Annotated in this window: 24 protein-coding genes; 6 read left to right on the top strand and 18 right to left on the bottom strand. The window is 35.0% G+C overall.

The window, feature by feature from the left end:
- Positions 1-326 precede the first annotated feature (326 nt).
- The 7 genes from BP17_RS06260 to obgE form a co-directional block, all read right to left on the bottom strand.
- Positions 327-623 (bottom strand): hypothetical protein, encoded by a 297-nt coding sequence (locus BP17_RS06260; protein ID WP_035052653.1) that lies wholly within the window; start codon positions 621-623, stop codon positions 327-329.
- A gap of 190 nt (positions 624-813) precedes the next feature.
- Positions 814-1,680, bottom strand: coding sequence for a DegV family protein (locus BP17_RS06255; protein WP_035052651.1), 867 nt, complete (start codon positions 1,678-1,680; stop codon positions 814-816).
- A 2-nt stretch (positions 1,681-1,682) separates the two neighbouring features.
- Positions 1,683-2,276, bottom strand: a complete 594-nt coding sequence (locus BP17_RS06250) for a DUF1836 domain-containing protein (RefSeq protein ID WP_035052649.1) — start codon at positions 2,274-2,276, stop codon at positions 1,683-1,685.
- 218 nt (positions 2,277-2,494) lie between these two features.
- The gene (locus BP17_RS06245) at positions 2,495-2,920 is read right to left on the bottom strand and encodes a LapA family protein (RefSeq protein ID WP_035052648.1); all 426 of its coding nucleotides are present in this window, start codon (positions 2,918-2,920) and stop codon (positions 2,495-2,497) included.
- Positions 2,921-3,019: 99 nt separating this feature from the next.
- Positions 3,020-3,823 carry an SDR family NAD(P)-dependent oxidoreductase gene (locus BP17_RS06240; RefSeq protein WP_035052647.1) on the bottom strand — a complete coding sequence of 268 codons (804 nt, stop codon included), beginning with the start codon at positions 3,821-3,823 and terminating at the stop codon, positions 3,020-3,022.
- A 20-nt stretch (positions 3,824-3,843) separates the two neighbouring features.
- On the bottom strand, positions 3,844-4,782 hold the full coding sequence (gene rnz, locus BP17_RS06235; protein ID WP_035052646.1) for a ribonuclease Z: 939 nt from the start codon (positions 4,780-4,782) through the stop codon (positions 3,844-3,846).
- A 158-nt stretch (positions 4,783-4,940) separates the two neighbouring features.
- Positions 4,941-6,248, bottom strand: a complete 1,308-nt coding sequence (obgE, locus tag BP17_RS06230; RefSeq protein ID WP_035055196.1) for a GTPase ObgE — start codon at positions 6,246-6,248, stop codon at positions 4,941-4,943.
- Between the two features lie 503 nt (positions 6,249-6,751).
- Between obgE and BP17_RS06225 the strand changes: the two genes are divergently transcribed.
- The 5 genes from BP17_RS06225 (at position 6,752) to BP17_RS13270 (ending at position 12,535) form a co-directional block, all read left to right on the top strand.
- On the top strand, positions 6,752-7,441 hold the full coding sequence (locus BP17_RS06225) for a peptidylprolyl isomerase (RefSeq protein ID WP_156956053.1): 690 nt from the start codon (positions 6,752-6,754) through the stop codon (positions 7,439-7,441).
- A 304-nt stretch (positions 7,442-7,745) separates the two neighbouring features.
- Positions 7,746-8,498: a DeoR/GlpR family DNA-binding transcription regulator gene (locus BP17_RS06220; protein ID WP_035052642.1), complete on the top strand. Its 753-nt coding sequence runs from the start codon at positions 7,746-7,748 to the stop codon at positions 8,496-8,498.
- Positions 8,495-9,412: a 1-phosphofructokinase gene (pfkB, locus tag BP17_RS06215; RefSeq protein ID WP_035052640.1), complete on the top strand. Its 918-nt coding sequence runs from the start codon at positions 8,495-8,497 to the stop codon at positions 9,410-9,412. Before BP17_RS06220 ends, pfkB begins: the two co-directional genes overlap by 4 nt.
- A gap of 15 nt (positions 9,413-9,427) precedes the next feature.
- Positions 9,428-11,317 carry a PTS fructose transporter subunit IIABC gene (locus BP17_RS06210; RefSeq protein WP_035052639.1) on the top strand — a complete coding sequence of 630 codons (1,890 nt, stop codon included), beginning with the start codon at positions 9,428-9,430 and terminating at the stop codon, positions 11,315-11,317.
- Between the two features lie 408 nt (positions 11,318-11,725).
- Positions 11,726-12,535 (top strand): cation diffusion facilitator family transporter, encoded by an 810-nt coding sequence (locus BP17_RS13270; RefSeq protein ID WP_332248698.1) that lies wholly within the window; start codon positions 11,726-11,728, stop codon positions 12,533-12,535.
- A 107-nt stretch (positions 12,536-12,642) separates the two neighbouring features.
- Here the strand turns inward: BP17_RS13270 and BP17_RS06200 are convergent, their stop codons facing one another.
- A complete protein-coding gene (locus BP17_RS06200; protein ID WP_035052637.1) occupies positions 12,643-13,368 on the bottom strand; it encodes an amino acid ABC transporter ATP-binding protein in 726 nt (241 codons plus the stop codon).
- Positions 13,361-14,848 (bottom strand): ABC transporter substrate-binding protein/permease, encoded by a 1,488-nt coding sequence (locus tag BP17_RS06195; protein WP_035052636.1) that lies wholly within the window; start codon positions 14,846-14,848, stop codon positions 13,361-13,363. The genes BP17_RS06200 and BP17_RS06195 overlap by 8 nt, the downstream gene beginning before the upstream one ends.
- A gap of 226 nt (positions 14,849-15,074) precedes the next feature.
- Between BP17_RS06195 and BP17_RS13535 the strand changes: the two genes are divergently transcribed.
- Positions 15,075-15,242, top strand: coding sequence for an SPJ_0845 family protein (locus tag BP17_RS13535; RefSeq protein ID WP_198022514.1), 168 nt, complete (start codon positions 15,075-15,077; stop codon positions 15,240-15,242).
- Positions 15,243-15,272: 30 nt separating this feature from the next.
- Here the strand turns inward: BP17_RS13535 and BP17_RS06190 are convergent, their stop codons facing one another.
- The 9 genes from BP17_RS06190 to accD all read right to left on the bottom strand — a co-directional run bounded on the left by BP17_RS06190 (position 15,273) and on the right by accD (position 25,321).
- The gene (locus tag BP17_RS06190; RefSeq protein ID WP_035052634.1) at positions 15,273-15,590 is read right to left on the bottom strand and encodes a nucleoside triphosphate pyrophosphohydrolase family protein; all 318 of its coding nucleotides are present in this window, start codon (positions 15,588-15,590) and stop codon (positions 15,273-15,275) included.
- A 25-nt stretch (positions 15,591-15,615) separates the two neighbouring features.
- Positions 15,616-16,911, bottom strand: a complete 1,296-nt coding sequence (gene hemL, locus BP17_RS06185; RefSeq protein WP_035052632.1) for a glutamate-1-semialdehyde 2,1-aminomutase — start codon at positions 16,909-16,911, stop codon at positions 15,616-15,618.
- Positions 16,889-18,301: a glutamyl-tRNA reductase gene (gene hemA, locus BP17_RS06180; RefSeq protein WP_051910471.1), complete on the bottom strand. Its 1,413-nt coding sequence runs from the start codon at positions 18,299-18,301 to the stop codon at positions 16,889-16,891. Before hemA ends, hemL begins: the two co-directional genes overlap by 23 nt.
- Before the next feature lie 123 nt (positions 18,302-18,424).
- Complete coding sequence (yihA, locus tag BP17_RS06175) at positions 18,425-19,012, bottom strand: ribosome biogenesis GTP-binding protein YihA/YsxC (protein WP_035052630.1); 588 nt, start codon at positions 19,010-19,012, stop codon at positions 18,425-18,427.
- A gap of 207 nt (positions 19,013-19,219) precedes the next feature.
- Positions 19,220-20,467 carry an ATP-dependent protease ATP-binding subunit ClpX gene (gene clpX / locus BP17_RS06170; protein WP_035052628.1) on the bottom strand — a complete coding sequence of 416 codons (1,248 nt, stop codon included), beginning with the start codon at positions 20,465-20,467 and terminating at the stop codon, positions 19,220-19,222.
- A 224-nt stretch (positions 20,468-20,691) separates the two neighbouring features.
- On the bottom strand, positions 20,692-21,972 hold the full coding sequence (tig, locus tag BP17_RS06165; protein WP_035052627.1) for a trigger factor: 1,281 nt from the start codon (positions 21,970-21,972) through the stop codon (positions 20,692-20,694).
- 162 nt (positions 21,973-22,134) lie between these two features.
- Positions 22,135-23,094, bottom strand: a complete 960-nt coding sequence (locus BP17_RS06160; protein WP_035052626.1) for a hypothetical protein — start codon at positions 23,092-23,094, stop codon at positions 22,135-22,137.
- 556 nt (positions 23,095-23,650) lie between these two features.
- Positions 23,651-24,421: an acetyl-CoA carboxylase carboxyl transferase subunit alpha gene (locus tag BP17_RS06155; RefSeq protein ID WP_035055191.1), complete on the bottom strand. Its 771-nt coding sequence runs from the start codon at positions 24,419-24,421 to the stop codon at positions 23,651-23,653.
- A 51-nt stretch (positions 24,422-24,472) separates the two neighbouring features.
- Entirely contained in the window at positions 24,473-25,321 is an 849-nt protein-coding gene (gene accD / locus BP17_RS06150) for an acetyl-CoA carboxylase, carboxyltransferase subunit beta (RefSeq protein ID WP_035052625.1), read from the bottom strand.
- Positions 25,322-25,343: the final 22 nt, after the last annotated feature.

Raw genomic sequence — 25,343 nt, 5'->3', positions numbered from 1 at the left:
TTCTACACCGCTTACGTATCGACTCGTACTTTCGAAAATTCGTCAGTTCACTGTTAAGGAACATTCTAACCATAGATCTTTTATAAGACCCCCAACCTATCGGAAGCAAAATCCACCTCTGGATTTTTTTCGTATAAGAATTTTTCTTATTTACGGCTTCTTTCAGCTGACTTCACCGAGCTTTATACTATTGACTATTTACCTTTTCAAAAGCATATCGGAGGATTAGGGAAACCGTTTCAAGCCGTTACGCTCTCATTCCAGCTTTCATTCAATCAGTTCTCCCTATTTTTAATTTAATAAAAATAGGTGCATAAGCTTTTCACTTATGAACGTATCGCACCTGCATCGTAATCACCATAAATAGTGATTTGTTCACCTTGTTCAACGGCTTCCGTGATACGAGAAACAGCAGTCTCCATGTCGTACATCAAATAGGGGTCATGAATCCATGTTTCATCGGGTTGCATAAAACTACTTATTTTTTCTTTGGAATCAAGCCCTCTTTGGAGACACAATTCAATAAATAAAGGAGATAAACTTAAAGCCTTACTTAAGCCTATTACTTTTTCCTCATCAACTATGCGGTCATTTAATTTCCATTTTGTACGTGATTTCAACAAATTCTATCACTCCTAACGAAATCATTATATCAAAATTGTACTTGTAGTTATAGTTTTATTCTAATTAAGATAGTACATCAATAAAACAGAAAAAGGGTAGACTACCTTTGAAAATAAGGAAGCTTTTAAACAGCAAAAAAGACTGAAACAAAAATGTCCCAATCTATTGATGCTCGTATATGATTAATGGCTATTCTTCAATAATTTGAATACCGATTCCAATTAATCCTGGACCTGTATGAACCCCTAAAGCTGGGCTGACTTGATCTTCAAAAAATCGAACAAAATTTGGCAATTTATTTTTAAGTTCTGCTCGAATATCATTCACTTGTACTTCAGCTGTTTTACCACCAAAAGCAATCGCTAAATTGTATTTTTTTGCAGTCCCAGCAAATTCAGCTGCTAAGTCGATTGCTTTTTGAATACTTTTTTTATTGCCACGTACTTTTGCTACGGTATGATAAATACCATTGTCGTTACAAGAAATGACGGGTTTTAAATTCAAGACATTTCCTAAGATAGAAGATACTAAACCTATACGGCCGCCTTTTTGTAAATATTCTAATGTCGGAACATGGAAAAAGATTTTAGATTTTTTTACATCATCTTGTAATTTTTCTTTGATAACTTCCCATTCCATTTCGCTTTCAACGTAATCAGCAGCTTTCACAGCTAAAAGACCGCTACCGATCCCAATATTTTTTGTATCTAAAGTAAAGACATCTAGTTCTTCAACATTTTCAGCCATTAAACGTACCATATTATTTGTACCGCTTAGGCCGCTTGAAATAGTAACCGCAATTACTTTTTCATAACCTTCATTTTTAAATTCTTGTAACATTTTACTAATGGTTTCGCCACTAGGCAAAGATGTTTTAGGAATTTCTTGATCTAAACGGTCATAAACATCTTGAGCATGGATATCTACTTTATCGGTATATTCTTTATCTTTGTAGATGATTTTTAAAGGAATCACTTTCATATTTGCTTTTTCAATATACTCTAAGGGAACATCTGATCCAGAATCAACTAAAAAGCCTATTTTTTGCTTGTTCATATTTATTCCTCCAACTTTTTGGTTTTGTTTTTTTTGTCTTCTTTTTCTATTTCTTCTTGTTTCCCCTGAGCTAAAAAGAGAACTTTTTCAGTAACGATTTTTGTAGCTACAGCAATTGTAGCCGTTCGAACGATAAAGGTTGTGTTGTTCGTACTATCCGGCAATAAAGGTTTTTTATCTTCCTGTTTCACATGAGAAGCAATTGCTCTTAATGCATACTCTTGCTCTGTACAAAACAGATCATATGCCTCTCTAATGCCACTTATTGAAGCTTGATACAGAATGCCTTCTTTCACCTCAGAAATCGTCACAACTTGTTTTAAAATAGAAATCGCAATTAAATACGCTAAATGTTTTTTAGTGTACCTTTTCTTGACGGGTGGAGGAATCAATCCTAATTTAACATAATTATTGATCATAGAAGAAGTAATGATTTGTTTTTGATCACTCACCTTGAAAATAGCCAAATAGCGTTCGATTAAATTCAAAACCTGATCCATATAAAGATCAAAGTCAGGTAATTCCTCCCATCTAGGAAAGGTATACTCACTTATTTCATTTGACCAGTTTAATAAATCTTCCTCAATTTTATGCATTTAATCACCTTTTTATCAGTTTTCTATTACTAATAGCTTAACACAATTACTTTCACTAGACAATCTAGTTTTAAATACTAGATTGTTCAGATCAAAAAAATGTATCAAAATAATGGGAACGAATTCATTTTGAAAGAAAAGAAAGAATAACCTTTGAGGTTTATCCATTCTTTTCTTCATATTCTTTCTAAGTAATGCGGCTAGATTTTGTATTTCATTTAGTTCAAAGAAGAGTCGGACTGCTTAGCAGCATTAGCAGTTGATTGTGTCATACGATTCACTAGTTCTCTCTCTAAACTGTTGATTTTGTCAGTTTTTTCACTAATAATAAGATCTTTTTGAGCTAGTATTTCATTTTGTTCTGTTCTAACTCTTGCTATGGCTTCTTCTTTATCATTTTCAGCATTGTCTAATTCTTTTTTTGCATTCTTTAGTTCTTTTTTATTTTTAAAAGTCGTTCCCATAGAAATTAAAACAGTTGCTAGAGCTCCAATTAATAGAGAACCTAAAATGATCATGATTAAAGGCCAAGCTACAACCCCGAAACCAAAATTAACTGGAACTGATTCGACATTGATAATCGCAAAGAAAGCTACGATCCCAATAAGAATAATTGCTACGATTGTCCCCCATTGTTTACTCATACCCGATGAATCTCCTCTCGAAAAATTATTTTTTCTATTTTGATAGTGTTATTTTAACATATAGCCACTTATAAACACTACGGAAAAAGCTTAAACTAGTCATTTACTGTTAAAGATAGTTCCGGCTAAATAATCTCCGATCCGAGGAAAGAGTGTATAAAATTTCCCAGCAACTTCTAGCAGTGCTGGCATGTTCAATTCTCTTCTAGCTGTCCCCATTAACGCAACGATACGACTAGCTACAATTTCAGCATCTAATACATATTGACCCACTTTTTCTAAATAGGTTCCGCCTTCGTCAGCGATACTAAAAAAGTTTGTTTCAATTGGGCCTGGATTTACAGTTGTTACAAAAATATTCAACGGTTTTAATTCTAAACGCAAAGCATTTGAGTAACCAAGCACTGCAAATTTACTTGCAGAATAAACAGCTGATTTAGGTGTAGCCATTTTTCCAGCTTGAGAAGCAATGTTAATGATGTGGCCGTGTTGTCGCTCAGCCATTTCAATAGCTACCAATTGAGTCACATACATTAAGCCTAAAACATTCACACGGAACATTCTTTCTGCTATATCCATGTCAAAGGATATGGCTTCTTCAAAATGGCCAAAACCGGCATTATTGACAAGAACATCTACTACACCAACGGTTTGGTAAATTTCTGTGATCACTTGTTTAACTTGTTCAGGATCTGAAACATCCATTGGAAAAGCATAAGCTTTTTTACCAGAATATTTTTCGCATGTTGCTTGGACTTGCAAAAGTAGCTCTTTTCTTCTAGCACTTACGACCACAATGGCACCTTTTTTTGCAGCTTCATAAGCTATTTTTTCTCCTAGCCCGGTTGAAGCACCGGTAATAAAAACAACTTTATTGTTAAGTGTAGTTAGATTTTTTTTCATAATAGTCTCCTTTAGTTTTTTTATTTATCTGTTCGGATAAGTGGGATAGTGATTTCATTAAAATCACTTACAACACGAGTGTTAGGAAAAATAGTTTTAGCTTCTTTTTCTAATAAATAAATATCTCTGCCTAAATAACGAGCACTGATATGAGTCAACAATAATTTGCCAACATTGGCTTCTAATGCTACTTCTGCCGCATCAATATTTGTAGAATGGTTATAGTCTCTTGCCATCTTACGATTTGATCCATCGAATGTACTTTCATGGACTAACACAGAAGCATTCTCAGCAAGCAGTACATTGTTTTTTGTTTTCTTTGTGTCGCCCAAAATCGTTACGATTCGTCCTTTTTGAGTTTCACCAATAAAATCTTTCCCATTGAATGTGCGGCCATCTTCTAAAGTAATCGTTTTGCCTTGTTTCAATTTTCCAAATAATGGACCAAACGGGATCCCCGCTTCTTTTAACTTATCTGCTTGCAACGTTCCCTGATGATCAGCCTCTTCAATGCGGTAACCAAAAGACTGGATACCGTGTTGTAATTTACGACAAATTACTTTGAACTTCTCATCTTCAAATAAAACACCTTCTTCTAATATTTCGTAGAATTTTAAAGTGTATTTCAAAACGGTTCCAGATGTTTTCAAACAAGTCATGACGTAGTTTTTTATCCCAACAGGACCGTAAATGGTTAAAGCTCCCTCGCCTCCTTGAAAAGATCGACTGCTTAAAAAACCTGGTAATCCAAAAATGTGGTCCCCATGTAAATGAGTGATGAAAATTTTATCTACTTTACGAGGCTTCAAAGTTGTATGCAGTATTTGTTGCTGCGTCGCTTCTCCGCAATCAAAAAGCCAAATTGTATTTCGTTCTTCTAATAATTTTAAAGCAATACTCGTTACATTCCGGTGTTTAGCGGGTACCCCTGAACCTGTTCCTAAAAATAATAATTCCATTTTATCCAATCCTAACCATTAAAGTATCATTCATACGAGCAAAATCTCGCATTCATCTATTCTGTTATTTTAACAAATATTTCTTGAATAAGCGATAACGAGTTAAAAAAACGTCCAAGCAACCTATTTGGTAATTGCTTGAACGCTTTAATTATTTTCTATTCAACAAATTCAAATTCGTATTTCATGATACGCACTAAATCTCCATCTTTAGCTCCACGCTCACGCATTTCCTCGTCTACTCCCATTGTTCTTAATTGGCGAGCAAATCTTAATACAGAAGCATCATGATCAAAATTGGTCATCTTAAATAATTTTTCTAGTTTTTCTCCACTCAATATCCATGTAGCATCAGAATCTCTCGTAATTTCATACCCAATTTCTTCAGCAGTATGTTTGTACAGAACTGTTTCTTCTTCTTGATCCAGTTCGTATAAAGGAAATTCTGAAGTTACATCTAAGACATCCGCTGTAGCATTCAATAGGTTTTTAGTCCCTTGGTGAGTCACGGCTGAAATAGCAAAGATTTGAAGATCTTCTTCGTATTCATCTTTTTTAAGAGCTTGGAGTTTCTGTTTGAAAGAAATTAAGTTTTCTTCCGCTTCAGGCATATCCATTTTATTTGCAACAATAATTTGTGGACGTTCCATCAAACGCAAGTTGTGTGTTTCCAGTTCTTTGTTAATAGCTACATAATCGTCAAACGGATCACGGCCTTCACTTCCGCTCATGTCAATTACATGTAAAATAACACGAGTACGTTCAATATGACGTAAAAATTGCGTTCCTAATCCAATTCCTTGAGAAGCTCCTTCGATCAATCCAGGTAAATCAGCCATAACAAAACTGCGTCCATCGGGTGATTGAACCATCCCTAAATTCGGTACCAACGTTGTAAAATGGTAGGCTCCGATTTTAGGACGAGCTGCGGAAACAACTGAAAGCAAAGTAGATTTTCCAACAGAAGGAAAACCAACTAATCCTACATCAGCTAAAACTTTTAATTCCATATCGATTTTGTATTCTTCTCCGGGTTCACCATTTTCAGCAATTTCCGGAGCTGGATTTCTAGGTGTAGCAAAACGGCTATTGCCACGTCCGCCACGCCCACCTTTAGCAACAACAAGACTGTGTCCATGATGAATTAAATCACCTAAGAGCTTTCCTGTTTCTGCTTCTTTGATCGTTGTACCAGGAGGGACTTTAATAATATTGTCCCCTGCTCCTCGTCCATGCATGTTTTTACTCATACCATTTTCACCGTGTTCAGCTTTAAAATGACGATTGAACCGGAAATCCATTAAAGTACGTAAACCTTCGTCTACGATAAAAACGACATTTCCACCTCTGCCACCATCTCCACCAGCAGGGCCACCATCCGGCACGAATTTTTCACGACGGAAAGCTACCATTCCGTTACCACCATCTCCGGCCTTTACATTAATTGTTACTTGATCTAAAAACATTGACATTTTTATTTTCCTCCTCATTTTTAAGTGTATGAGATTTAGTTATTTTCTAGGTTACACAATGGATCTGGCACTTCATCTTAATATTACATTTGTTCCAAGATGTAAACAAGAACGCCCAATATCACATATCCTCTAAAAATGAAATACATTTATTTAATATTCCCAATTTTAGTCCATTATCTATTGTACGTTTATTTTATGCGTTTGTCTATTTTAAATGAGGATATTATCAGATTAATCGCTGATAAATCAAAATTAAAAAGGAGAACCATTTTATTTGCACTCATTATTTAATCATTTCATTTTAACTATTTAATTATACTCTCATTTGTAGTACAATTTATAAGGAACTTTTTCTATGTCATTAGACTATCATATAGAAGATTGAATTTTTTATTATTAAGTAAATTAACATATATATTATAAGGACGTGCATTGTGAAAAGAAAGAAAAGCTATCTGATTGGCATTACATTATTTATTATTGCGACAGGTTTAATGATTTTTGGGATACATACACTGTCAAAAAGTACCGGTGCAAGTTTCACAACCATATTTTCTCCTGAAAGTTCGCTTACTCAAGCGACTTCTTCTGATGAAAATCAATTAGATTTCCCTCAACTTACTAATAAAGTAGTTGAAAATGAAATCGAGATTGAAATTATCACGACTTTAGGTACTATTAAAGCCAAAATCTTTCCTGATTTAGCTCCAAAGGCAGTGGAAAATTTTATTACTCATAGTGATGAAGGCTATTACGATGAGACGATCTTTCACCGTGTCTTAACTGACTTTATGATTCAAGGCGGTGACCCTAAAGGAGATGGCACTGGCGGAGAGAGCATCTGGGGGGACCCATTCGAAACAGAAATTTCTCCTCAATTATTTCATATCCGTGGCGCTTTAGCGATGGCTAAAACAAATGCTCCTATTTCGATAGGCAGCCAATTTTATATCGTTCAAAATCCTTTAGATGTTAGTGCGTCAGCCGACCCTACTACCACACCAGATGAAATAATTGATGCTTACATATCCGGTGGCTATCCTTCCCTAGATCAACTCTACACAGTCTTTGGTCAGGTAATCGAAGGAATGGATGTTGTCGATGCGATAAGTGAAGTTGAAACAGATTCGCTTAATAAACCTTTACAAGAAGTTAAAATCGAATCTATCAAAGTAATAGATTGAATCTTTAACAACAAATCAAGCTACAAGCTAAGAGAGGAAAGGAATCGAGATGATTTCTTTCCTCTTTTTAGCTATCATCCAAATTCATCCAAAGCATTTTTTTCACTCTAATATGAATTGGTATACTGACTATTTACTCTTAAATAAAGATCTATTGATTTCATTAAGCTAGTTGGTATACTCAAGCCATTTATTCATAGTTATTTCATTTTTTGAGAGAACAATTAAAAAATAATGAAATCGTTTTATATTTGATTGCTTTTGACTGATTTTGGTGGTAAAGTAACGTTATTGGAGGAGTAAAATGCTTACTGAAGAACGCTACAACTTCATAACAGAAAAATTAAACGATTATGGAGTGATCAAATCTCAAGAACTCATGATTGAAATGGATTGTTCAGAGTCTACAATCCGACGTGACCTAGCTACGTTGGAGGAACAAGGAAAACTTATACGTGTACATGGCGGCGCTAAAAGAGTTTATACTGTGGAGCAAGAGCAAACGCTTAGCGAGAAAGCAATCAAAAACATCCAGAAAAAAAAGAAAATTGCTGAATTAGCAGCCTCTTTTGTTGAAGATGAAGATACTATTTTTTTGGATGCCGGATCAACAACTTTTTTTATGGTACCTTTTTTAAAAGAAAAAAATATCCGTATTGTAACAAATGCTGTTCAACACGCTCTCCTACTTGCGAATCAAAACAATGATGTTTTACTCATTGGTGGGAAGCTAAAAAATACTACTCAAGCAATTGTCGGAGCTACAAGTATTGAACAATTAGCTCGTTACCGTTTCACGAAATCTTTTTTAGGAATGAATGGCATCGATAGAGACTATGGGTTTACCACTCCTGATCCAGAAGAAGCCTCAGTCAAACAGCAAGCTGTGATGAACAGCTCAAAGGCATATGTTTTGGCTGATGAAACAAAATTTAATAAAGTTACATTTGTAAAGGTTTGTAATATCGACGATGCTTTGATCATTACAGATCATCTCACCGATAAAAATCGTCAAAATTATTTTAACAAGACAACAATATTGGAGGTAAAATCATGATCTATACTGTAACACTGAATCCATCGATCGACTACATTGTACAAGTTCCTTCTGTGCAATTAGGTGCGTTGAATCGTATGAATAAAGACCTAAAACTTCCGGGTGGTAAAGGAATAAATGTTTCACGTGTTTTGAATCGCCTTAACCAACCTTCAACAGCTTTAGGTTTTCTCGGCGGCTTTACTGGCAATTTCATTTCAGATTGGTTGGAAAAAGAAGGTGTCCATACACAATTTGTTTCTATTGAAGGCGATACACGTATCAATGTTAAGTTAAAGTCTGATACTGAAACTGAATTAAATGCGCAAGGTCCAGCTATTACAAAAGCTGAAGCAAATCAATTAATGGATCAAATAGAATCATTAACAGCTGAGGACATTATCATTCTTTCTGGAAACAAGCCCCCTTCTTTATCCGAAAATTTTTATCAAGAGTTGATTACAAAAGTTGTTTCGAAACAAGCGAATTTTGTGATTGATACTGCTGGTACAGAATTATTGAATGCATTAGCACATAAACCTTTGTTAGTGAAACCGAATCACCATGAGTTAGCAGATCTTTTTGGTGTTGAGATTGGATCTGTTGAGGAATCTATCCCTTACGGAAAAAAACTCCTTGCTTTAGGCGCTAAACATGCGCTTGTTTCTATGGCTGGTGATGGTGCTTTATTCTTCACAGGCGAAAAGGTTTATCGCGCCGTTGTTCCTAAAGGAATCGTTAAAAATTCAGTGGGAGCTGGAGATTCTATGGTCGCCGGTTTTATTGGAGAATTAGTTGACACTAAAGATCCGCTAAGAGCGTTCAAAAAAAGTGTTGCTACTGGAAGTGCTACTGCTTTTTCTGATGATCTAGCAACTAGATCTGAAATAGAAGCGTTATTAAAAGAAGTTATAGTAACAGAAATTGCTTTATAAATTGGAGGAAAAATAATGAATATTATTGACTTATTAGTTAAAGACGCTATGATATTGAATCTAAGAGCAACAACAAAAGAAGGCGCTATTGATGAAATGATTGCCAGCTTACTGGCAAATAACCGTATCAATGATGCTGCTACGTTTAAACAAGGAATCATGCATCGTGAATCTCTTACTTCTACAGGGCTAGGAGACGGAATTGCTATGCCACATGCTAAAACAACTGCTGTAAATGAAGCAACCGTTGTATTTGCTAAAAGCACAGATGGTATTGACTATGATTCATTAGACGGTCAACCTGCTCATTTATTCTTTATGATCGCAGCTCCAGAAGGCGCAAATGATACTCATTTACAAGCACTAGCTAATCTTTCTCGCTTGCTGATTCATCCTGACTTTGTCTTATCTTTAAAAGAAGCAAAATCAGCTGATGAAGTTCTGTCACTTTTTTCCGCAGCTCAAGAAATACAAGAAAAAGAAGCTGCTGCTGAAATTGAAGCATCTAATGCTCCAGAAGTAAAGCAAGATTCTAAAAGACCATTCGTTATTGCAGTAACAGCTTGTCCAACAGGCATTGCGCACACTTATATGGCTGAAGATTCTTTGAAGAAAAAAGCAGCTGAAATGGGTGTTGAAATTAAGGTTGAAACAAATGGCTCTGATGGAATTAAAAATCGTTTAACAGCTGAAGATATTAAAAGAGCTGACGGCGTTATTATTGCTGCTGACAAAAAAGTAGAATTAGCTCGTTTTAACGGAAAACCAATGTTGCAACGTCCAGTTAGTGATGGCATTCGTAAATCAGAAGAATTGATTACAAAAGCAATGAACAAACAAGCTCCTATCTACTCATCAAATGGTCAAATAGATGAATCAACTGAAGAAGCATCTGGTTCATGGGTAAACAAAGTTTATAAAGATTTAATGAATGGTATTTCTACTATGTTACCTTTCGTTGTAGGTGGAGGAATATTGTTGGCTATCTCTTTCTTAGTTGAAAGAACATTAGGTGATACAAGTTCACTATTCTTATTCTTAAATGGTGTTGGGGGCAATGCCTTTAACTTCTTGATTCCTATTTTAGCTGGTTATATCGCATTAAGTATTGCTGATCGTCCTGGTTTAATGCCTGGTATGGTTGGTGGACTGATTGCTGTAAACAGTAATGCTGGTTTCCTTGGTGGACTTGCAGCTGGTTTCCTAGCTGGTTATACGATCCTAGCCTTGAAAAAAGGATTAAAAGGATTACCTCAAGCGCTTAACGGATTAAAATCAATTCTTTTCTACCCTATTCTTGGGTTACTAATTACTGGTGGACTAATGTTCTTTATCGTTGGACCAATTTTCGCAACTATCAATCTTGCAATGATTACTTTCTTAGAAAATCTTGGTACAGGTAATGCAGTTCTCTTAGGTGCTGTACTTGGTGGCATGATGGCTATCGACATGGGTGGTCCCTTCAATAAAGCTGCTTATGCCTTCTCTATCGGAATTTTTACTGATACTGGTGATGGAAGCTTAATGGCTGCAGTAATGGCCGGTGGAATGATTCCACCGTTAGCTATCGCTTTAGCAAGTACATTCTTTAGAAATAAATTTAATGAAGATGAAAAAAAATCTGCATTAGCAAACTACGTGATGGGATTATCATTCATTACAGAAGGTGCAATTCCTTTCGCAGCTGCTGATCCTCTACGTACGATCGGTTCTTCAATTATTGGAGCCGCTATAGCTGGTGGATTGACACAATTCTGGGATATTACGATCCCTGCTCCACATGGAGGAATATTTGTTGTAGCACTTTCAAATCATTGGTTCTTGTTCTTAGTAGCGTTAGCTATTGGTTCTGCTATTTCAGCAGTTATTCTTGGCCTCTGGAGAAAACCAGTTACAGCTAAATAATAAATTACAAATCATTAAAACTCATGAATTTATTTTCATGAGTTTTTTTGTGGAGATAAATAAATTAATTCGTTACATTACTCATTCCAAATTTCTGGAGGAATAAGGGTTGCTTGTAGCCTTGCATTGGATTCAATGCAAATAACAGAACGTTGACGCTTCAAGCGATTTCCATGGCTTTATAAGCAAAACCGTACATTCCAGAAAAAAATTCAGCTTGAAGGATCTGCAGTATTTGATCTAAATTTATTTTTTATCCTGCTAAAAAATTTTACGTTGCATATACTAGTTGTTACTATTCAATTCTTATTTTGAAGGGAAGTAACTAGTTATGACGATGATAAATGATCGTTATGAAGAATTAAAACATGCTGAACGTGGCGCTTTGCTCAGCATTGTAACTTATTTATTGCTACATTAAAACTAATCGTAGCCAGTTATTCAGGCTCTAGTGCTTTACGAGCTGATGGACTGAATAATACAACAGACACCATTGCTTCAATAGCGATTCTTATAGGATTAAGGCTGGCTAGAAGGCCGCCAGATGATAATCATCCTTACGGTCACTGGAAAGCTGAAACGGTTGCTAGCATGGTAAATTCTTTCATTATGCTCGCTGTTAGATTAGAGGTTCTTATTTCTGGAGTACAGCATTTTTTCACTCCCGAAAGAACCTCTCCTGATTTAATTGCAGGCTATGTAGGACTCTTTTCAAGTATTATTTTGATGTCTGTTTATCTGTACAATAAAAAATTAGCAAAAAAACACAAAAGTCAGGCATTAAAAGCGGTTTCGAAAGATACTTTTAATGATAGTTTGATCAGTTTCTCGACGGCCATTGCTATTTTTGCTTCTAATTTTAGTATGGCATGGTTAGATAGTGTAATGGCTATCTTTGTTTCACTCATTATATTAAAGATCGCTATTGAAATATTTAGAGGAAGTGCTTTTGAATTATCTGATGGCTTTAATGAAAACAGCTTAATAAAATTTCAGCAAACTAACCTAACGTTACATGAAGTTTTAGAAGTTGAATCTATTAAAGGAAGAACTTATGGAACGATTATTTATGTTGAGGTCATTATAAAAACTAATCCAGAAATGACAGTTAAAAGAAGCCACGAGTTAACAGAACAAGTTGAAAATCTTTTAGCCGCTGATTTTGGTGTTTTTGATACAAAAGTTCATGTCGAGCCAAGTACTTTAATTGATAGTTAAGTCGATTCAAATTAGTGCTTTTTTGAAGCAGAAAAGGAGCTGCGATATTTTTATCGCAGCTCCTTTTGGTATATATTTTAGTTGATAAATACCCTACCTTTGACTCTTTATAATATTTTAGCTAAAAAGTTTTGCGTTCTCTCATGTTGAGGATTGCTAAAAAGTTCCTCAGGTTTACCTTCTTCAACAATGTAACCGTCATCCATAAAGAGTACCCGATCAGCCACTTCTTTTGCAAAGCCCATTTCGTGAGTTACAACAACCATGGTCATGCCTGAATCGGCTAATTCTTGCATAACCTTCAGCACTTCTCCTACCATTTCAGGATCTAATGCTGAAGTGGGTTCATCAAACAGCATGACATCTGGATTCATGGCTAAAGCGCGCGCAATTGCGACCCTTTGTTGTTGTCCACCGGATAAACTGGCAGGATATGCTTCAGCTTTATCTGATAAGCCAACTTGTTCTAATAGTTTGATTGCTGTTGTATGAGCATCTTCTGGGGTTAATCCTTTTACTTTTATAGGTGCTACTTTCAAATTTTCTAAAACAGTCATATGAGGGAATAAATTAAAACTTTGAAATACCATTCCCATTTTTTCACGTAGTTGATTCATTTTTGATTCATTTAAGCCAGTTAAAGCCGTTCCATCAAAAGTGATTTCTCCACTTGTTGGTATTTCCAACAGATTTAAACAGCGAAGCAATGTGCTTTTTCCTGATCCTGAAGGACCTATGATCACCACTACTTCTCCTTTTTTTATTTCTTGATTGATATCTGTTAATACCTCATTATCGCCAAATGCTTTTTTTAAATGATTTATTTTAATCATGATTCATCTTCCCTTCATAGTGATTTAATAGCTTAGTCAAACTAAATGTTAAAATAAAGTAGATGATCATTGTAACCACTAATGGAGCAACTCCTCTATATGAAACGGATGTTACAACTCTTGTTTGGAAGATCAAATCACTTACACCAATAATAGAAACAATTGAACTTTCTTTAATAACGGTAATAAATTCATTTCCCAAAGCTGGCCAAATGTTTTTAAGTGCTTGAGGGAAAATAATTTGACGCATGGAGATTTTTTGACTCATACCTAAACTTCTTGCAGCTTCAGCTTGCCCTTTAGGTACTGAATTTAAACCAGAACGAATAATTTCACAAATATAGGCTGCACTATTTAAGGAAACAGCGATGATCCCTGATGCTAATGCTGGAATATTTATCAGGTAACCGACTGCGAAATAGATAAACATAACTTGTATCAGCATAGGTGTTCCACGAACAAATTCAACATAAGCAGTGGCTACAAATTTCATGATTTTATTTTTACTCATTCTCATAAAGGATAAAATAACCCCTAATATTGAACCAAAAAAGACACTCACAACTGAAATTAGAATTGTATACCCGGTACCATTTAAAAAGTATCTCCAATAATTAAAAATGCTGTTGTTACTATCTGTTTCTACATCTGCATCAGTATCTTGTTGTGCATCTTGTAAATAAGTTCCGGCTTCTGCTAAATAACCAGAAATTAAATCTTGTTCTTCAATTTCTGTTAAAGAAGTATTTACAGCATCTACCAATGACTCTGTGTCTTGTTTAAAAGCAATTGCCGTTCCTTGCTCTCCTTCTTCTAAAACGAAGCCCCCATCAAATGTTAGTAATTGAGCATCACTGCCTATGTAAGCATCTGCACTCGGTTTTTCCATTAAAATGGCTTCAATTTTATTTGTCTTTAATGCTAAAATAAGATCGGTGATTTTAGATAAGCTAAGCAGTTCTGAATCAGGCATTTGTTCTTGAGCAATTGATTCTTGAAGAGAACCTGTTTGAACACCAACTTTCATTTCTGCTAGATCATCAGTACTTGTATAAATATCTTTATCTGTTTCTCTTACAACAATATTTTGTCCTCCCGTATAATAAACATTGGAGAAATCAACACTTTGCTTACGTTCCTCAGTTGGACTCATACCAGAAATAACTATATCTATTTTTTCTGATTCTAAGGCGGGCAAAAGACTATCGAAACCGATATCCTCGATTTCTAATTCTACACCTAAATCAGTTGCAATTTTTTGAGCAATCGAAATATCCATTCCGACTATTGTATCTACTCCATCGACTACAGCATGAAATTCGTATGGTGGAAAATCAGCACTAGTCCCTACAACCAACGTTCCTTTATTTTGAATATCTTCTAAAGCTGTATCAGCAGCAGCTACAGTTTCGACTGGCATAAATAGCCCGAAAACAGTTATTAAACTAAGTATAACTAAATATAATGATTTCTTTTTCATCTTTCTTCCCCTTTTCTAATCGTATCTACTCTTTAACTTATAAATTATAATAACAGATGCAGAATATTTATACAACATTTTTTAATAATATTTACTTATTTATGCTATTAGCTTGATTTAATGCATAATATTATGTATATATTAGGTTTTAATAAATTTTTAATAAAGGATTGTTTTATTTTAAAATTGGCGCTACTATAAGAATAGACGAAAAAGGAGGTTTCTTATGGGACTAATTCATAAAGCAGAAACAAGTTTAGATGATTTGTTTAGTCAATTCGCTATCGACCCTGAGGAAGACATCATCATTCCCAAACTTGAAACAAACGCTCTTTTAGATGAAAATGAAAAAACTGCTTCTTTAGAAAAAAATGACAAAAAAAAGAAACATTGAATGTGATCATCATTCAATGTTTCTTTTTTGTCATTTAACCCGATTACGGCTTCTATCTTCAGAAAATCCATCCGGGTAACGTTTTTTCAATTTTTCAATATTTTGTACAGCTGCTTCTTCAAAAGGAATATCTGCCCATTCCGCAATTTGTGATAAGTACCATAAAACATCTCCAAGTTCTTTGGTTAGTTCTTTTTTATCTAAATCATGACCATGAAAAGTATACTTTTTGACTAAATCAACTAGCTCACCGGCTTCACTGGCTACTCCTAAAGCACAATTAGTCAAAACTTGTTCATTTCCATATAAAGTGCGGTTAGCTAACTTCTGATACTCATTAAATTCCATTTTAGAAATAACTCCTTTAGTTTCTTTATTCTACAGCTTTTAACACTTTAAAACTTGCTTCCATAGCTTCTAATGTTTTTTCGATATCCTCTATTGTGTGGGTAGTCGATAAGAAAAGTCCTTCAAATTGAGAAGGAGGCAGCAAGATGCCATGATTGATCATTTCTCTATAGTAGTCAGCAAAAGAAACTGTATTACTTGCTTTGCTTTGCTGATAGTTAGTCACAGGTCCTTTATTAAAGAATAATCCAATCATGCTACCAGCACGATTGACGGTGATGGGAACGTCGTATAAAGCACTTAGTGAAATGATCTCTTTTTCTAATTTATCCCCTAAGATCTCAAAATAAAGATAATCTTCTTCAGTTAGTTGAGATAGTGTAGCAATTCCTGCAGACATCGCTATAGGATTTCCAGATAAGGTACCCGCTTGATAGACACTTCCTGCTGGCGCAATATGCTCCATGATGTCTCTCCTACCACCGTAGGCTCCTACGGGTACGCCTCCACCAATAACTTTACCTAAACAAGTTAAGTCTGGTAATACGTTATAATACCCTTGTGCACTATGATAACCTACTCTAAAACCAGACATGACTTCATCAAATATCAATAAAGCTCCATCATTTTCTGTTAAAGAACGTAAGCCTTCTAGAAAACCTTTCAAGGGTGGTATAACGCCCATATTTCCCGCTACAGGTTCTACAATGACAGCTGCAATTTCACCAGGATAAGCTTGGAAAAGCTCTGTGATTGCTTCTAAATCATTATAAGGTGTAACCAGAGTATTTGATGTAGTACTTTTTGGAACTCCGGGTGAATCTGGTAATCCTAGCGTCGCAACGCCAGAGCCAACTTTTACTAATAAGGCATCCTCATGACCATGGTAACTTCCTTCTAACTTCACTATTTTATCTCTGCGTGTAAAACCTCTAGCCAAACGTAACGCACTCATCGTTGCTTCTGTGCCAGAATTTACAAAACGAACCATTTCGACAGAAGGTACACGTTGAATCACCAATTCTGCTAATTGATTCTCTAGAAGAGTTGGCATACCAAAACTGGTTCCAAGACCTGCTGCACGTTGAATTTCATGTATGACCTGATCATTTGCATGACCTAGGATCAACGGTCCCCATCCTAAGACATAATCAATGTAGTCATTGCCATCTATATCAGTAATATGGCTTCCTTTACCTTTTTGAATAAATACAGGAGGTACATCTACCGATTTAAATGCTCTTACAGGACTGCTTACTCCTCCAGGCATTAAATTTAGTGCTTTTTCAAAAGCTTTTTCAGATTGTGTCGTTACTCTCAATGCTGATCCCCTGACTTTCTGCCGCAAGTACTTCAGATGATTGTTCTGTGTCGTCTAATTCAACTGAGATCCCTAATGCTTCGGCGAATACTTTTAAATCATTTTTCGATTCTTTTGAAGCATTTTTCCTAGCAAATTCTTTTAATGATTCAATTGGTTTTCGCTTCATTTGATTGATCATACTATGCATATGTTTGTCGATCAAAAGAATTTGATGAGTAGTTAATTCAGGTAATTTTCTCTCTAAACTGGATAATGTCTTCTCTTTTAATTCTAGCACATGTTCATTTAGTTCGTCTAAATAAGGAACGGCATTTCTTTCTTTAAACCAATGCTTAAAGGCTGCTACTTCTTCATTTAGATCCACTGCAATTTTTCTAACGATTTTTTCTTTATCCAAATCAACTTTCTCTAAACGAAAACTAATTTGATCCATATCAAAAACTTGAATACCGTCAATATATTGGATGCTGGGTTCAATATTTCTTGGAACAGAAAAATCCATGAATAGTTGCTTTTTCATAGTTAAACGAATAGCGGCCATTTCTTCAATTGTTTTTTCTGTTATTAGGTGATACTGTGCTTTAGTAGCCGCAATTATACCATCGGCAACAGCTATAGACATTGGTAGATGGTTAAAATCAGCTGTAAAAAAATAGCGATTTAACACATCTGTATGGAGAATTGCTTGTGCCCATAAATTTAATTCGTGCTCTAGATCCTTAACTTTTTGTTCATTGCGACCAGTCAGTGTTATGTGAGTTGCCCCTTGATAAAATAACGTTTTTGCTGTTAATTGAATCATTTTTCCTGTCCCAATCAAAAGAAACCGCTTGTCAGTTATACTTTGCCATTCTTCTTTATATATTTTGACAGCAGCCGTCCCAGGGTTAAAAGATAATTGGTCTAAGTTCGTTTTAGTATGCATTTTTTTAGAAAAAGAAATAGCTTTATTAAATAAAGAATTTAGAATTGGACCAGATGTCTTCTGAGCAATAGCAAAAGCAAAAGCTTGTTTCACTTGACTTAGTATTTGAGTCTCTCCAATGATCAACGAATCAAGTCCCGTAGCTACACTAAAAAGATGTTCAGCAGCTTCATAATTCGACTTTCCATAACTTGTAGATATCACTTCAGAAATTTCATATCCAGTATAATTTGAAAGGTAGCGAAGCATCTCACCATGCATAAAAGTATTTTGATCAATATAAAGATAGTATTCTGTGCGATTGCACGTTGAAAGAATCACCGCTTCTTCAACGCCTGAAAACGATTTGATTTCAGCAAGTTGTTCGGGGATTTTTTGTTCTTCAATTGTGTAGTTTTCTCTAATTTCAATTGGCGTCGTTTTGTGACTGATCCCATATAATAAGATTTTCAATAGTACCATCCTCTTATTTTCATCATTCTAATTGATAATAAATAGAAAAGATAGAATTCAAATTCCGTTCTATCCTTTCTAAAGTTGTCCTATCAATTTTTCTAAACTTGCTTATGTTGCTTCGAGAAAAAATCAGCTTTTAATATAAGATTCGATCAGACTCCATGCTTTTTCTTTTCCTTCTCCTGTTTCAGAAGAAAAAAGAACAAAATCATCTTCTTCTCTTAAGTTCAATTTATCTTTAACGATTTTTATGTGTTTGTTCCATTTTCCTCTTGGAATTTTATCTGCTTTTGTAGCAACTACGATAACCGGAATAGAATGGTATTTTAAAAACTCATACATTTGTACATCGTCATCTGTTGGTGGGTGTCTTAAATCCACGATTGAGAGTGCTACTTTTAAAGGCTCTCTTTGAGTAAAGTAAGTTTCAAGCATTTGTCCCCATTTTGCTCGTTCTGTTTTCGATACTTTAGCATACCCATAACCCGGAACATCCACGAAATAAAAACTATCTTCTATAATATAATAATTTAATGTTTGAGTTTTTCCTGGTTTTCCTGAAGTTCTAGCTAGCCCTTTTCGGTTGATCAACGTATTGATAAATGATGATTTCCCAACATTTGAGCGCCCTGCTAAAGCTATCTCAGGTAACCCTGTATTTGGATATTGTGCAGGCGAAACCGCACTGATGACAATATCAGCTTTATTTACTTTCATTTTCTAATCTCCATCTCTAAATATAAATTCTTTTATCATTTTAACATATTAATACAATCAATGACATTTTAAATTCAAATCATTCTTAGTTTTGTGATGAGAATCTCAGCACTTAGTCGAATAGACAAACAGAGCTGAGACAAAATAACTTGTCCCAACTCCGTTTATCGTTCTATTTGATTGGTAGAAATTGCAATTTAACCAAAATCAGTTGATTTTTTTGCCTTCAATATCAAAGAAATCTGGCAGACCTGAACCACTAACTGTATCCTTTGTGATCACACATTTAACGATTTCTGGACGACTTGGTAGATCAAACATAATTTCTAGCATAATTGTTTCAATGATGGAACGTAAACCACGGGCCCCAGTGTTGCGCTCAATAGCTTTTTTAGCAATCTCTGTTAAAGATTCCTCTTCAAATTCTAGCTCAACTTCATCCAAACTTAATAATTTTTTGTATTGTTTTACAAGAGCATTTTTAGGTTTGGTTAAAATGTGAATTAAATCTTCTTCAGTCAATTTTTCTAACGCAGCCATTACTGGTAAACGTCCGATGAATTCAGGAATCAATCCAAATTTCAACAAATCTTCTGGGATGATTTTTTGCATAACACTTTGGCCTTCTTCTAATTTTTTCTTAGCAGAACCAAAACCAATCACTTTTTCTCCCATACGATTTTTAACAATCGTTTCGATCCCGTCAAAAGCTCCACCTACAATAAATAAAATATTGCTTGTGTCTAATTGGATAAACTCTTGATGAGGGTGTTTTCTACCACCTTGTGGAGGAATATTCGCAACGGTACCTTCTAAAATTTTAAGCAAGGCTTGTTGCACACCTTCGCCACTTACATCACGTGTAATCGACACATTTTCGCCTTTGCGAGCAATCTTATCGATTTCATCGATATAAATAATTCCTTTTTGAGCTTTTTCAACATCATAGTCAGCTGCTTGCATTAGTTTTAGAAGAATATTTTCAACATCTTCACCAACATAACCAGCTTCTGTTAAACTTGTAGCATCTGCAATTGCAAATGGAACATTCAAGATACGAGCCAAACTTTGCGCAAGGAAAGTTTTCCCTGATCCGGTTGGACCAATCAAACAAATATTACTTTTTTGTAATTCTATATCATCTTTTTCGTCTCCACCAATTTGATTAACACGCTTATAGTGGTTGTAGACTGCTACAGATAATGATTTTTTGGCTTGTTCTTGTCCGATAACATAATCATTTAATATTCCTCTGATTTCATGAGGTTTAGGTACTTCTAAAAATTCCCCATACCCAGCATCACCAAATTCTTCGTCAATGATTTCCTTACATAAGTCAATACATTCATTACAAATATATACACCTGGACCAGCAACAATTTTTTTAACTTGATCTTGTGACTTCCCACAAAATGAACAGCTCACAGGACCTTTTACTTCTTCATCATTAAACATTTGTGTCCACCTCTACTCTCATTCATACCACTTACAATAGTAGCAGATTTGTCTCTCATAATACAATGAGAATCGTTCAAATCTTAAATAGCATAGCACAATATTTTCCTTAATGCTATGATTTAAACTACTTCTATTTAGCCAAAAGGAAAGAACTTCAAAAGGTATTCCTTTTTGAAGTCCTTTCTTTTTAATATTTCTATTTAGCAGTAGTGAATCAGGAATTATTGTTCTTTAGCTGTTTCAGTGATTAAATCAATGGCTTTTTTCATTGAAATATCATGTTTCAACATTTCTGGAGTCAATGCAGCACGGACAGCTTTTTCGTCCATACCATATTGTTCGCCTAAGTTGTTGATTTCTTCATTTACTTCTTCTTCTGAAGTTTCAAATTTTTCTGCTTCAACGATTGCTTCTAGAACTAAGTTTGTGCGAGTTCTTAAATCAGCATCAGCTTCCATTTGTTTGTGTAGATCTTTTTCTGTAGTACCCGTAATTTGGTAGTACATTTCAGGCTCAACACCTTGACGTTTCATGTCATTTAGGAATGCATCCATTTGACGGTGAACTTCATCATGAACCATAGCCCATGGAAGATCTTCAATTGTTGAATTATCGACTGCTTGACGAATTGCTGCTTCTTCAATTGCTTCATCTGCAGCAGCAGTTTTAGCTTCAGTTAATTGAGTTTTCATTTTTTCTTTTAATGCTGCTAATGTTTCAACTTCTTCATCCACATCTTTAGCAAATTCATCATCTAATGCTGGTAATTCTTTCGCTTTAACTTCGTGAACTTTTACTTTAAAGGTTACAGCAGCACCCTTTAAGTCTTCAGCATGGTAATCTTCAGGGAAAGTTAGATCAACGTCTAATTCATCTTCAGCTTTAACACCAACAAGTTTTTCTTCAAAACCTGGAATGAATGAGTTTGAACCTAATTCTAATGAATGATTTTCGCCTTTGCCGCCTTCGAAAACAACGCCGTCTTTGAATCCTTCATAATCAATAACAACTGTGTCGCCGTTAACTGCAGCATCTTCTTTTAATACTAATTCAGCTTGTGCAGCACGTTTTGCTTCAAGATCTTTTTCAACATCTTCATCTGTTACTTCACGATCTTGCTTTTCAACGGTTAATCCTTTGTATTCACCTAATTTAACTTCAGGTTTCACAGTGACTTCAGCTTCAATAACCCAAGGTTCACCTTTTTCCATTGATTTAACATCGATTTTTGGTTGTGAAACAGGATCAAGTCCAGCTTCTACTACTGCAGCATCATATGCTTCAGGTAATACAGCATTCAAAGCATCTTCATATAAAGCTTCTTCACCATATTGTTTGTTGAAAATTGTACGAGGAACTTTTCCTTTACGGAACCCTGGTACGCTTATAGTAGATTTAACTTTGTTAAAAGCTGTATCTAAGCCTTCTTTAATTTTTTCTTCTGAAATTTCAAATGTTAAGACACCATCGTTAGTACCTTTTTTTTCCCATTTTGCAGTCATATTATATTTCCCTCCGAAACACTCAATTTTTCGCAATAAAAAGCAATTGCATACTAATCAATAGTACACTAAAGGCAGAAATTTGTAAATAAAAAACAACGAATTAAGGGTAAAACAGCTCGACCTCTTATTCTAGTTTCAATCTATCCACCTAAAAACCGATTAATTCAAATCGATTAGCTCTTGATCGATCTTATGCATCCACTCTTCCATCTTTTTAGTATCAGAATTAGATTCACTGTTTACTTGATAAAAATTATCATACCGCTTTTGATACAGTTCAACCCATTTTAGTGGAGAAGTAATAACTTCATCAATGAATGGGTAAAGCATAAAGAAATGGAGAGAAGCTTCTTGAACCATAGCTTGATACAAAGAAGGATCGTTTTGTTCCACCCGTTCAGATAACAAAGACATCACTTTTTGAACGATTTTATGATTTTCAATTGATGTTAATATTGTAGGTTGGATCGTTCTTTTTTCTTTCATCCAATAAATATCAAAACAACCCGCTACATGTTCCACAGCTAGACGCTCTATAGCCGTCGCTTTAATGATGCCATTAACAAAAGGATTTGATAAAATTGGTTTTACCGCTTCAATAAAAGGTTCTAGTGGAATTTCTTCCAATTCTTTCATAATAGCAGACTGTTCCGCAAAAGATTTGTTTCCTAAAGAGTAAGATTCTTTTATTAAATATTGGATTTTTTTTTGTTTTTCGAACGCAATTTTAGTCTGTTCTTCTTCTAACATTTCTTGAACGGCTATCCAGTTTTCTTCAGCAGTATCTTTTGACACATACTTTTTTTTACGCAGTAAAAGGACTTGTTCAGCTTGGAGAAATAAATGGCACTTTATTAAAATGGCGGTATAGAAAATAGCTAGTGATTCTTCCTTTTCATAAAAAGAGTATTTATCATCTGCTATTTCTTTTGCTTTTTGGTAGTCTCCAATTTGGTATAATGCAGTTGTGTAATTTGTATTTAACAACTCATCCTGTTCTAATCGATAGGCTTCCTCAAAGAATGGAACAGCTTCTTCCATTCTCCCTGTTAAAAAACATTCCATTGCCTCTTTTCTATACCATTCATAATTTTTTGGAAAGGGTACTGTTTCTCCCATAGTGTCACTCTCCTGCATTCGTATCGTCAATCGTTGCTTATTGCATTGCATGCTTCAATTAGTTCTATTTTAGCATACAATTCTTTAATTAAGGATAGTAATTATAGGCTAAAGTCTTTTTTATAAATAGAATTTCCCATAAAATGATAGACTTTATAATACTAAATGGCTAACTATTCTATTTAGTGATGCTAAAAAAACGGCTGTATAATTTTTTGTGTAGATAAATGAATGAAATCACTCACCCAAAAATTCTGGCGGAATAGGGTTGCTTGTAGCCGTGTGCTAGATTCACTGCGACTAACAGGGCGTCAACGCTTCAGCAATTATGGCCTGTTGAGGCTTGAAAGCCTTAAGACCATGTTTTTCAGGCTTCATGTGGCCCTCATGGCTTACAAGCTAACCCGTCTATTCCATAAGAATTTTTTTGAAATATTAAACACAAGTTGTTCTATACTCACTTTTGGTAAAACTCGTCCACATAATTTGACGTAGAACCAAAAAGGATAGAAAAGCAGGCAATCTGCTTTTCTATCCTTTTATTAGCAAATAAAAATCAATATTTTCTAAACCGTTGGTAGCGTTCTTCAACGAGTTGTTCTGGTGTTTTTGCAGAAAGTTCTTTCAAAGCCAGACCAATATTCTTTCGCATATTTTTAATAATATGCTCATGAGACAATAAGCCTTTTTTATTGGTTTCCGGTAAAATAAAGTCAATCACATCAAGACCTAATAAATCTTGAGCAGTCAATTTCATCAACTCAGCTGCTTCTTTCGATCTGGATGAATTTTTCCATAATATAGAAGAAAAACCTTCAGGAGAAAGAACGGAATACATCGTATGTTCCATCATCCATACTTGATTCCCCATAGCTAAAGCTAAAGCTCCGCCACTACCACCTTCACCAATAATAATAGACAGGATAGGCACTTTTAATTTACTCATTTCGATTAAATTACGTGCAATAGCTTCTCCTTGCCCACGTTCTTCGGCTTCAACGCCACAGTAAGCTCCAGCAGTATTAATGAAAGTCAAGACAGGTCGATGAAATTTTTCGGCTTGTTTCATTAAACGCAATGCTTTTCGATAACCTTCAGGATGAGGAGATCCAAAATTACGCAAAATATTTTCTTTTATATCATGCCCTTTTTGGTTCCCGATGACAGTCACTGATTGTCCATTTAACGTAGCTATTCCACCTACAATTGCTTTGTCATCATGAAAAGAACGATCGCCATGGAATTCAATAAAATCGCTAAAAACGGATTCCATCATTTCTAAAGCGGTTAATCGTGATGTTTTTCTAGATAAAGCAACGATTTCCATAGCTTCTTTCAACTCGTTCACCTTCTTTATAAAAATACGTACAAGAAAAATCTATTGATGGATGCGTAAAATTTGACTCAAGGTTTCTTTCAAGTCTCTTCTTAACACGATTTTATCAATAAAGCCATTTTCTAAAACCGACTCTGCAAGCTGAAAATCATCAGGCAGTTCTTCTTTTATGGTTTGTTCAATAACACGTCTTCCCGCAAAACCAACTAAAGCTTGAGGTTCAGATAAAATAATATCTCCCTGCATAGCAAAACTGGCCGTTACACCACCAGTTGTCGGATCGGTTAATACAGTGACATATAAAAGCCCAGCATCACTATGTCGTGCAACAGCTCCGCTTATTTTTGCCATTTGCATCAACGATAAGATACTTTCTTGCATTCTGGCTCCACCAGAGGCAGTAAAGATAACAACCGGCAGTTTTTCATCAGTAGCTCTTTCAAATGTTCTTGTAATTTTTTCACCAACTACTTTTCCCATACTTCCCATTATGAAATGAGAATCCATCACACAAATAGCTGTTTCCAATCCATCAATCGATCCTTTTCCGGTTAGTACAGCTTCATGAAGATCAGTATTCATTTGAGCTTTTTTAATTTTTTTATCATAATCCGGAAAATTAAGAGGGTTTTCGAATGGAATATCTTGATTCCATTCTTCAAAACTGCCATCATCGAGCGTTAGTTGGATCCGTTTTTGAGCTCGGATCCTAAAAGTATACCCGCATTCTGGACAAATCTTTTGTGTCCCTAAATCTTTTGTATAAATAGCTTTTTTACAACTAGGACATTGCGCAAACATACCATCCGGTACCATTGGGGCATCCTGTTCTTCATCGATCTGTGTGTGTTTAGTAATTGGAATATACGCTCTTTTTTTAAATAACTGCATATTGTCACCTCTTTTATTTGCT

Source organism: Carnobacterium pleistocenium FTR1 (genome assembly GCF_000744285.1).
GTDB classification, from domain to species: domain Bacteria; phylum Bacillota; class Bacilli; order Lactobacillales; family Carnobacteriaceae; genus Carnobacterium_B; species Carnobacterium_B pleistocenium.
This window is presented reverse-complemented; position numbering and strand designations above follow the sequence as displayed.

Coding starts and splice junctions, on each gene's coding strand:
- BP17_RS06255 (WP_035052651.1), bottom strand. CDS start 1,680: ATGAACAAGCAAAAAATAGGCTTTTTAGTTGATTCTGGATCAGATGTT.
- BP17_RS06250 (WP_035052649.1), bottom strand. CDS start 2,276: ATGCATAAAATTGAGGAAGATTTATTAAACTGGTCAAATGAAATAAGT.
- BP17_RS06245 (WP_035052648.1), bottom strand. CDS start 2,920: ATGAGTAAACAATGGGGGACAATCGTAGCAATTATTCTTATTGGGATC.
- BP17_RS06240 (WP_035052647.1), bottom strand. CDS start 3,823: ATGAAAAAAAATCTAACTACACTTAACAATAAAGTTGTTTTTATTACC.
- rnz (WP_035052646.1), bottom strand. CDS start 4,782: ATGGAATTATTATTTTTAGGAACAGGTTCAGGGGTACCCGCTAAACAC.
- obgE (WP_035055196.1), bottom strand. CDS start 6,248: ATGTTTTTAGATCAAGTAACAATTAATGTAAAGGCCGGAGATGGTGGT.
- BP17_RS06225 (WP_156956053.1), top strand. CDS start 6,752: ATGATTTTTGGGATACATACACTGTCAAAAAGTACCGGTGCAAGTTTC.
- BP17_RS06220 (WP_035052642.1), top strand. CDS start 7,746: ATGCTTACTGAAGAACGCTACAACTTCATAACAGAAAAATTAAACGAT.
- pfkB (WP_035052640.1), top strand. CDS start 8,495: ATGATCTATACTGTAACACTGAATCCATCGATCGACTACATTGTACAA.
- BP17_RS06210 (WP_035052639.1), top strand. CDS start 9,428: ATGAATATTATTGACTTATTAGTTAAAGACGCTATGATATTGAATCTA.
- BP17_RS06200 (WP_035052637.1), bottom strand. CDS start 13,368: ATGATTAAAATAAATCATTTAAAAAAAGCATTTGGCGATAATGAGGTA.
- BP17_RS06195 (WP_035052636.1), bottom strand. CDS start 14,848: ATGAAAAAGAAATCATTATATTTAGTTATACTTAGTTTAATAACTGTT.
- BP17_RS13535 (WP_198022514.1), top strand. CDS start 15,075: ATGGGACTAATTCATAAAGCAGAAACAAGTTTAGATGATTTGTTTAGT.
- BP17_RS06190 (WP_035052634.1), bottom strand. CDS start 15,590: ATGGAATTTAATGAGTATCAGAAGTTAGCTAACCGCACTTTATATGGA.
- hemA (WP_051910471.1), bottom strand. CDS start 18,301: ATGGTACTATTGAAAATCTTATTATATGGGATCAGTCACAAAACGACG.
- yihA (WP_035052630.1), bottom strand. CDS start 19,012: ATGAAAGTAAATAAAGCTGATATTGTCATCAGTGCGGTTTCGCCTGCA.
- clpX (WP_035052628.1), bottom strand. CDS start 20,467: ATGTTTAATGATGAAGAAGTAAAAGGTCCTGTGAGCTGTTCATTTTGT.
- tig (WP_035052627.1), bottom strand. CDS start 21,972: ATGACTGCAAAATGGGAAAAAAAAGGTACTAACGATGGTGTCTTAACA.
- BP17_RS06160 (WP_035052626.1), bottom strand. CDS start 23,094: ATGGGAGAAACAGTACCCTTTCCAAAAAATTATGAATGGTATAGAAAA.
- BP17_RS06155 (WP_035055191.1), bottom strand. CDS start 24,421: ATGGAAATCGTTGCTTTATCTAGAAAAACATCACGATTAACCGCTTTA.
- accD (WP_035052625.1), bottom strand. CDS start 25,321: ATGCAGTTATTTAAAAAAAGAGCGTATATTCCAATTACTAAACACACA.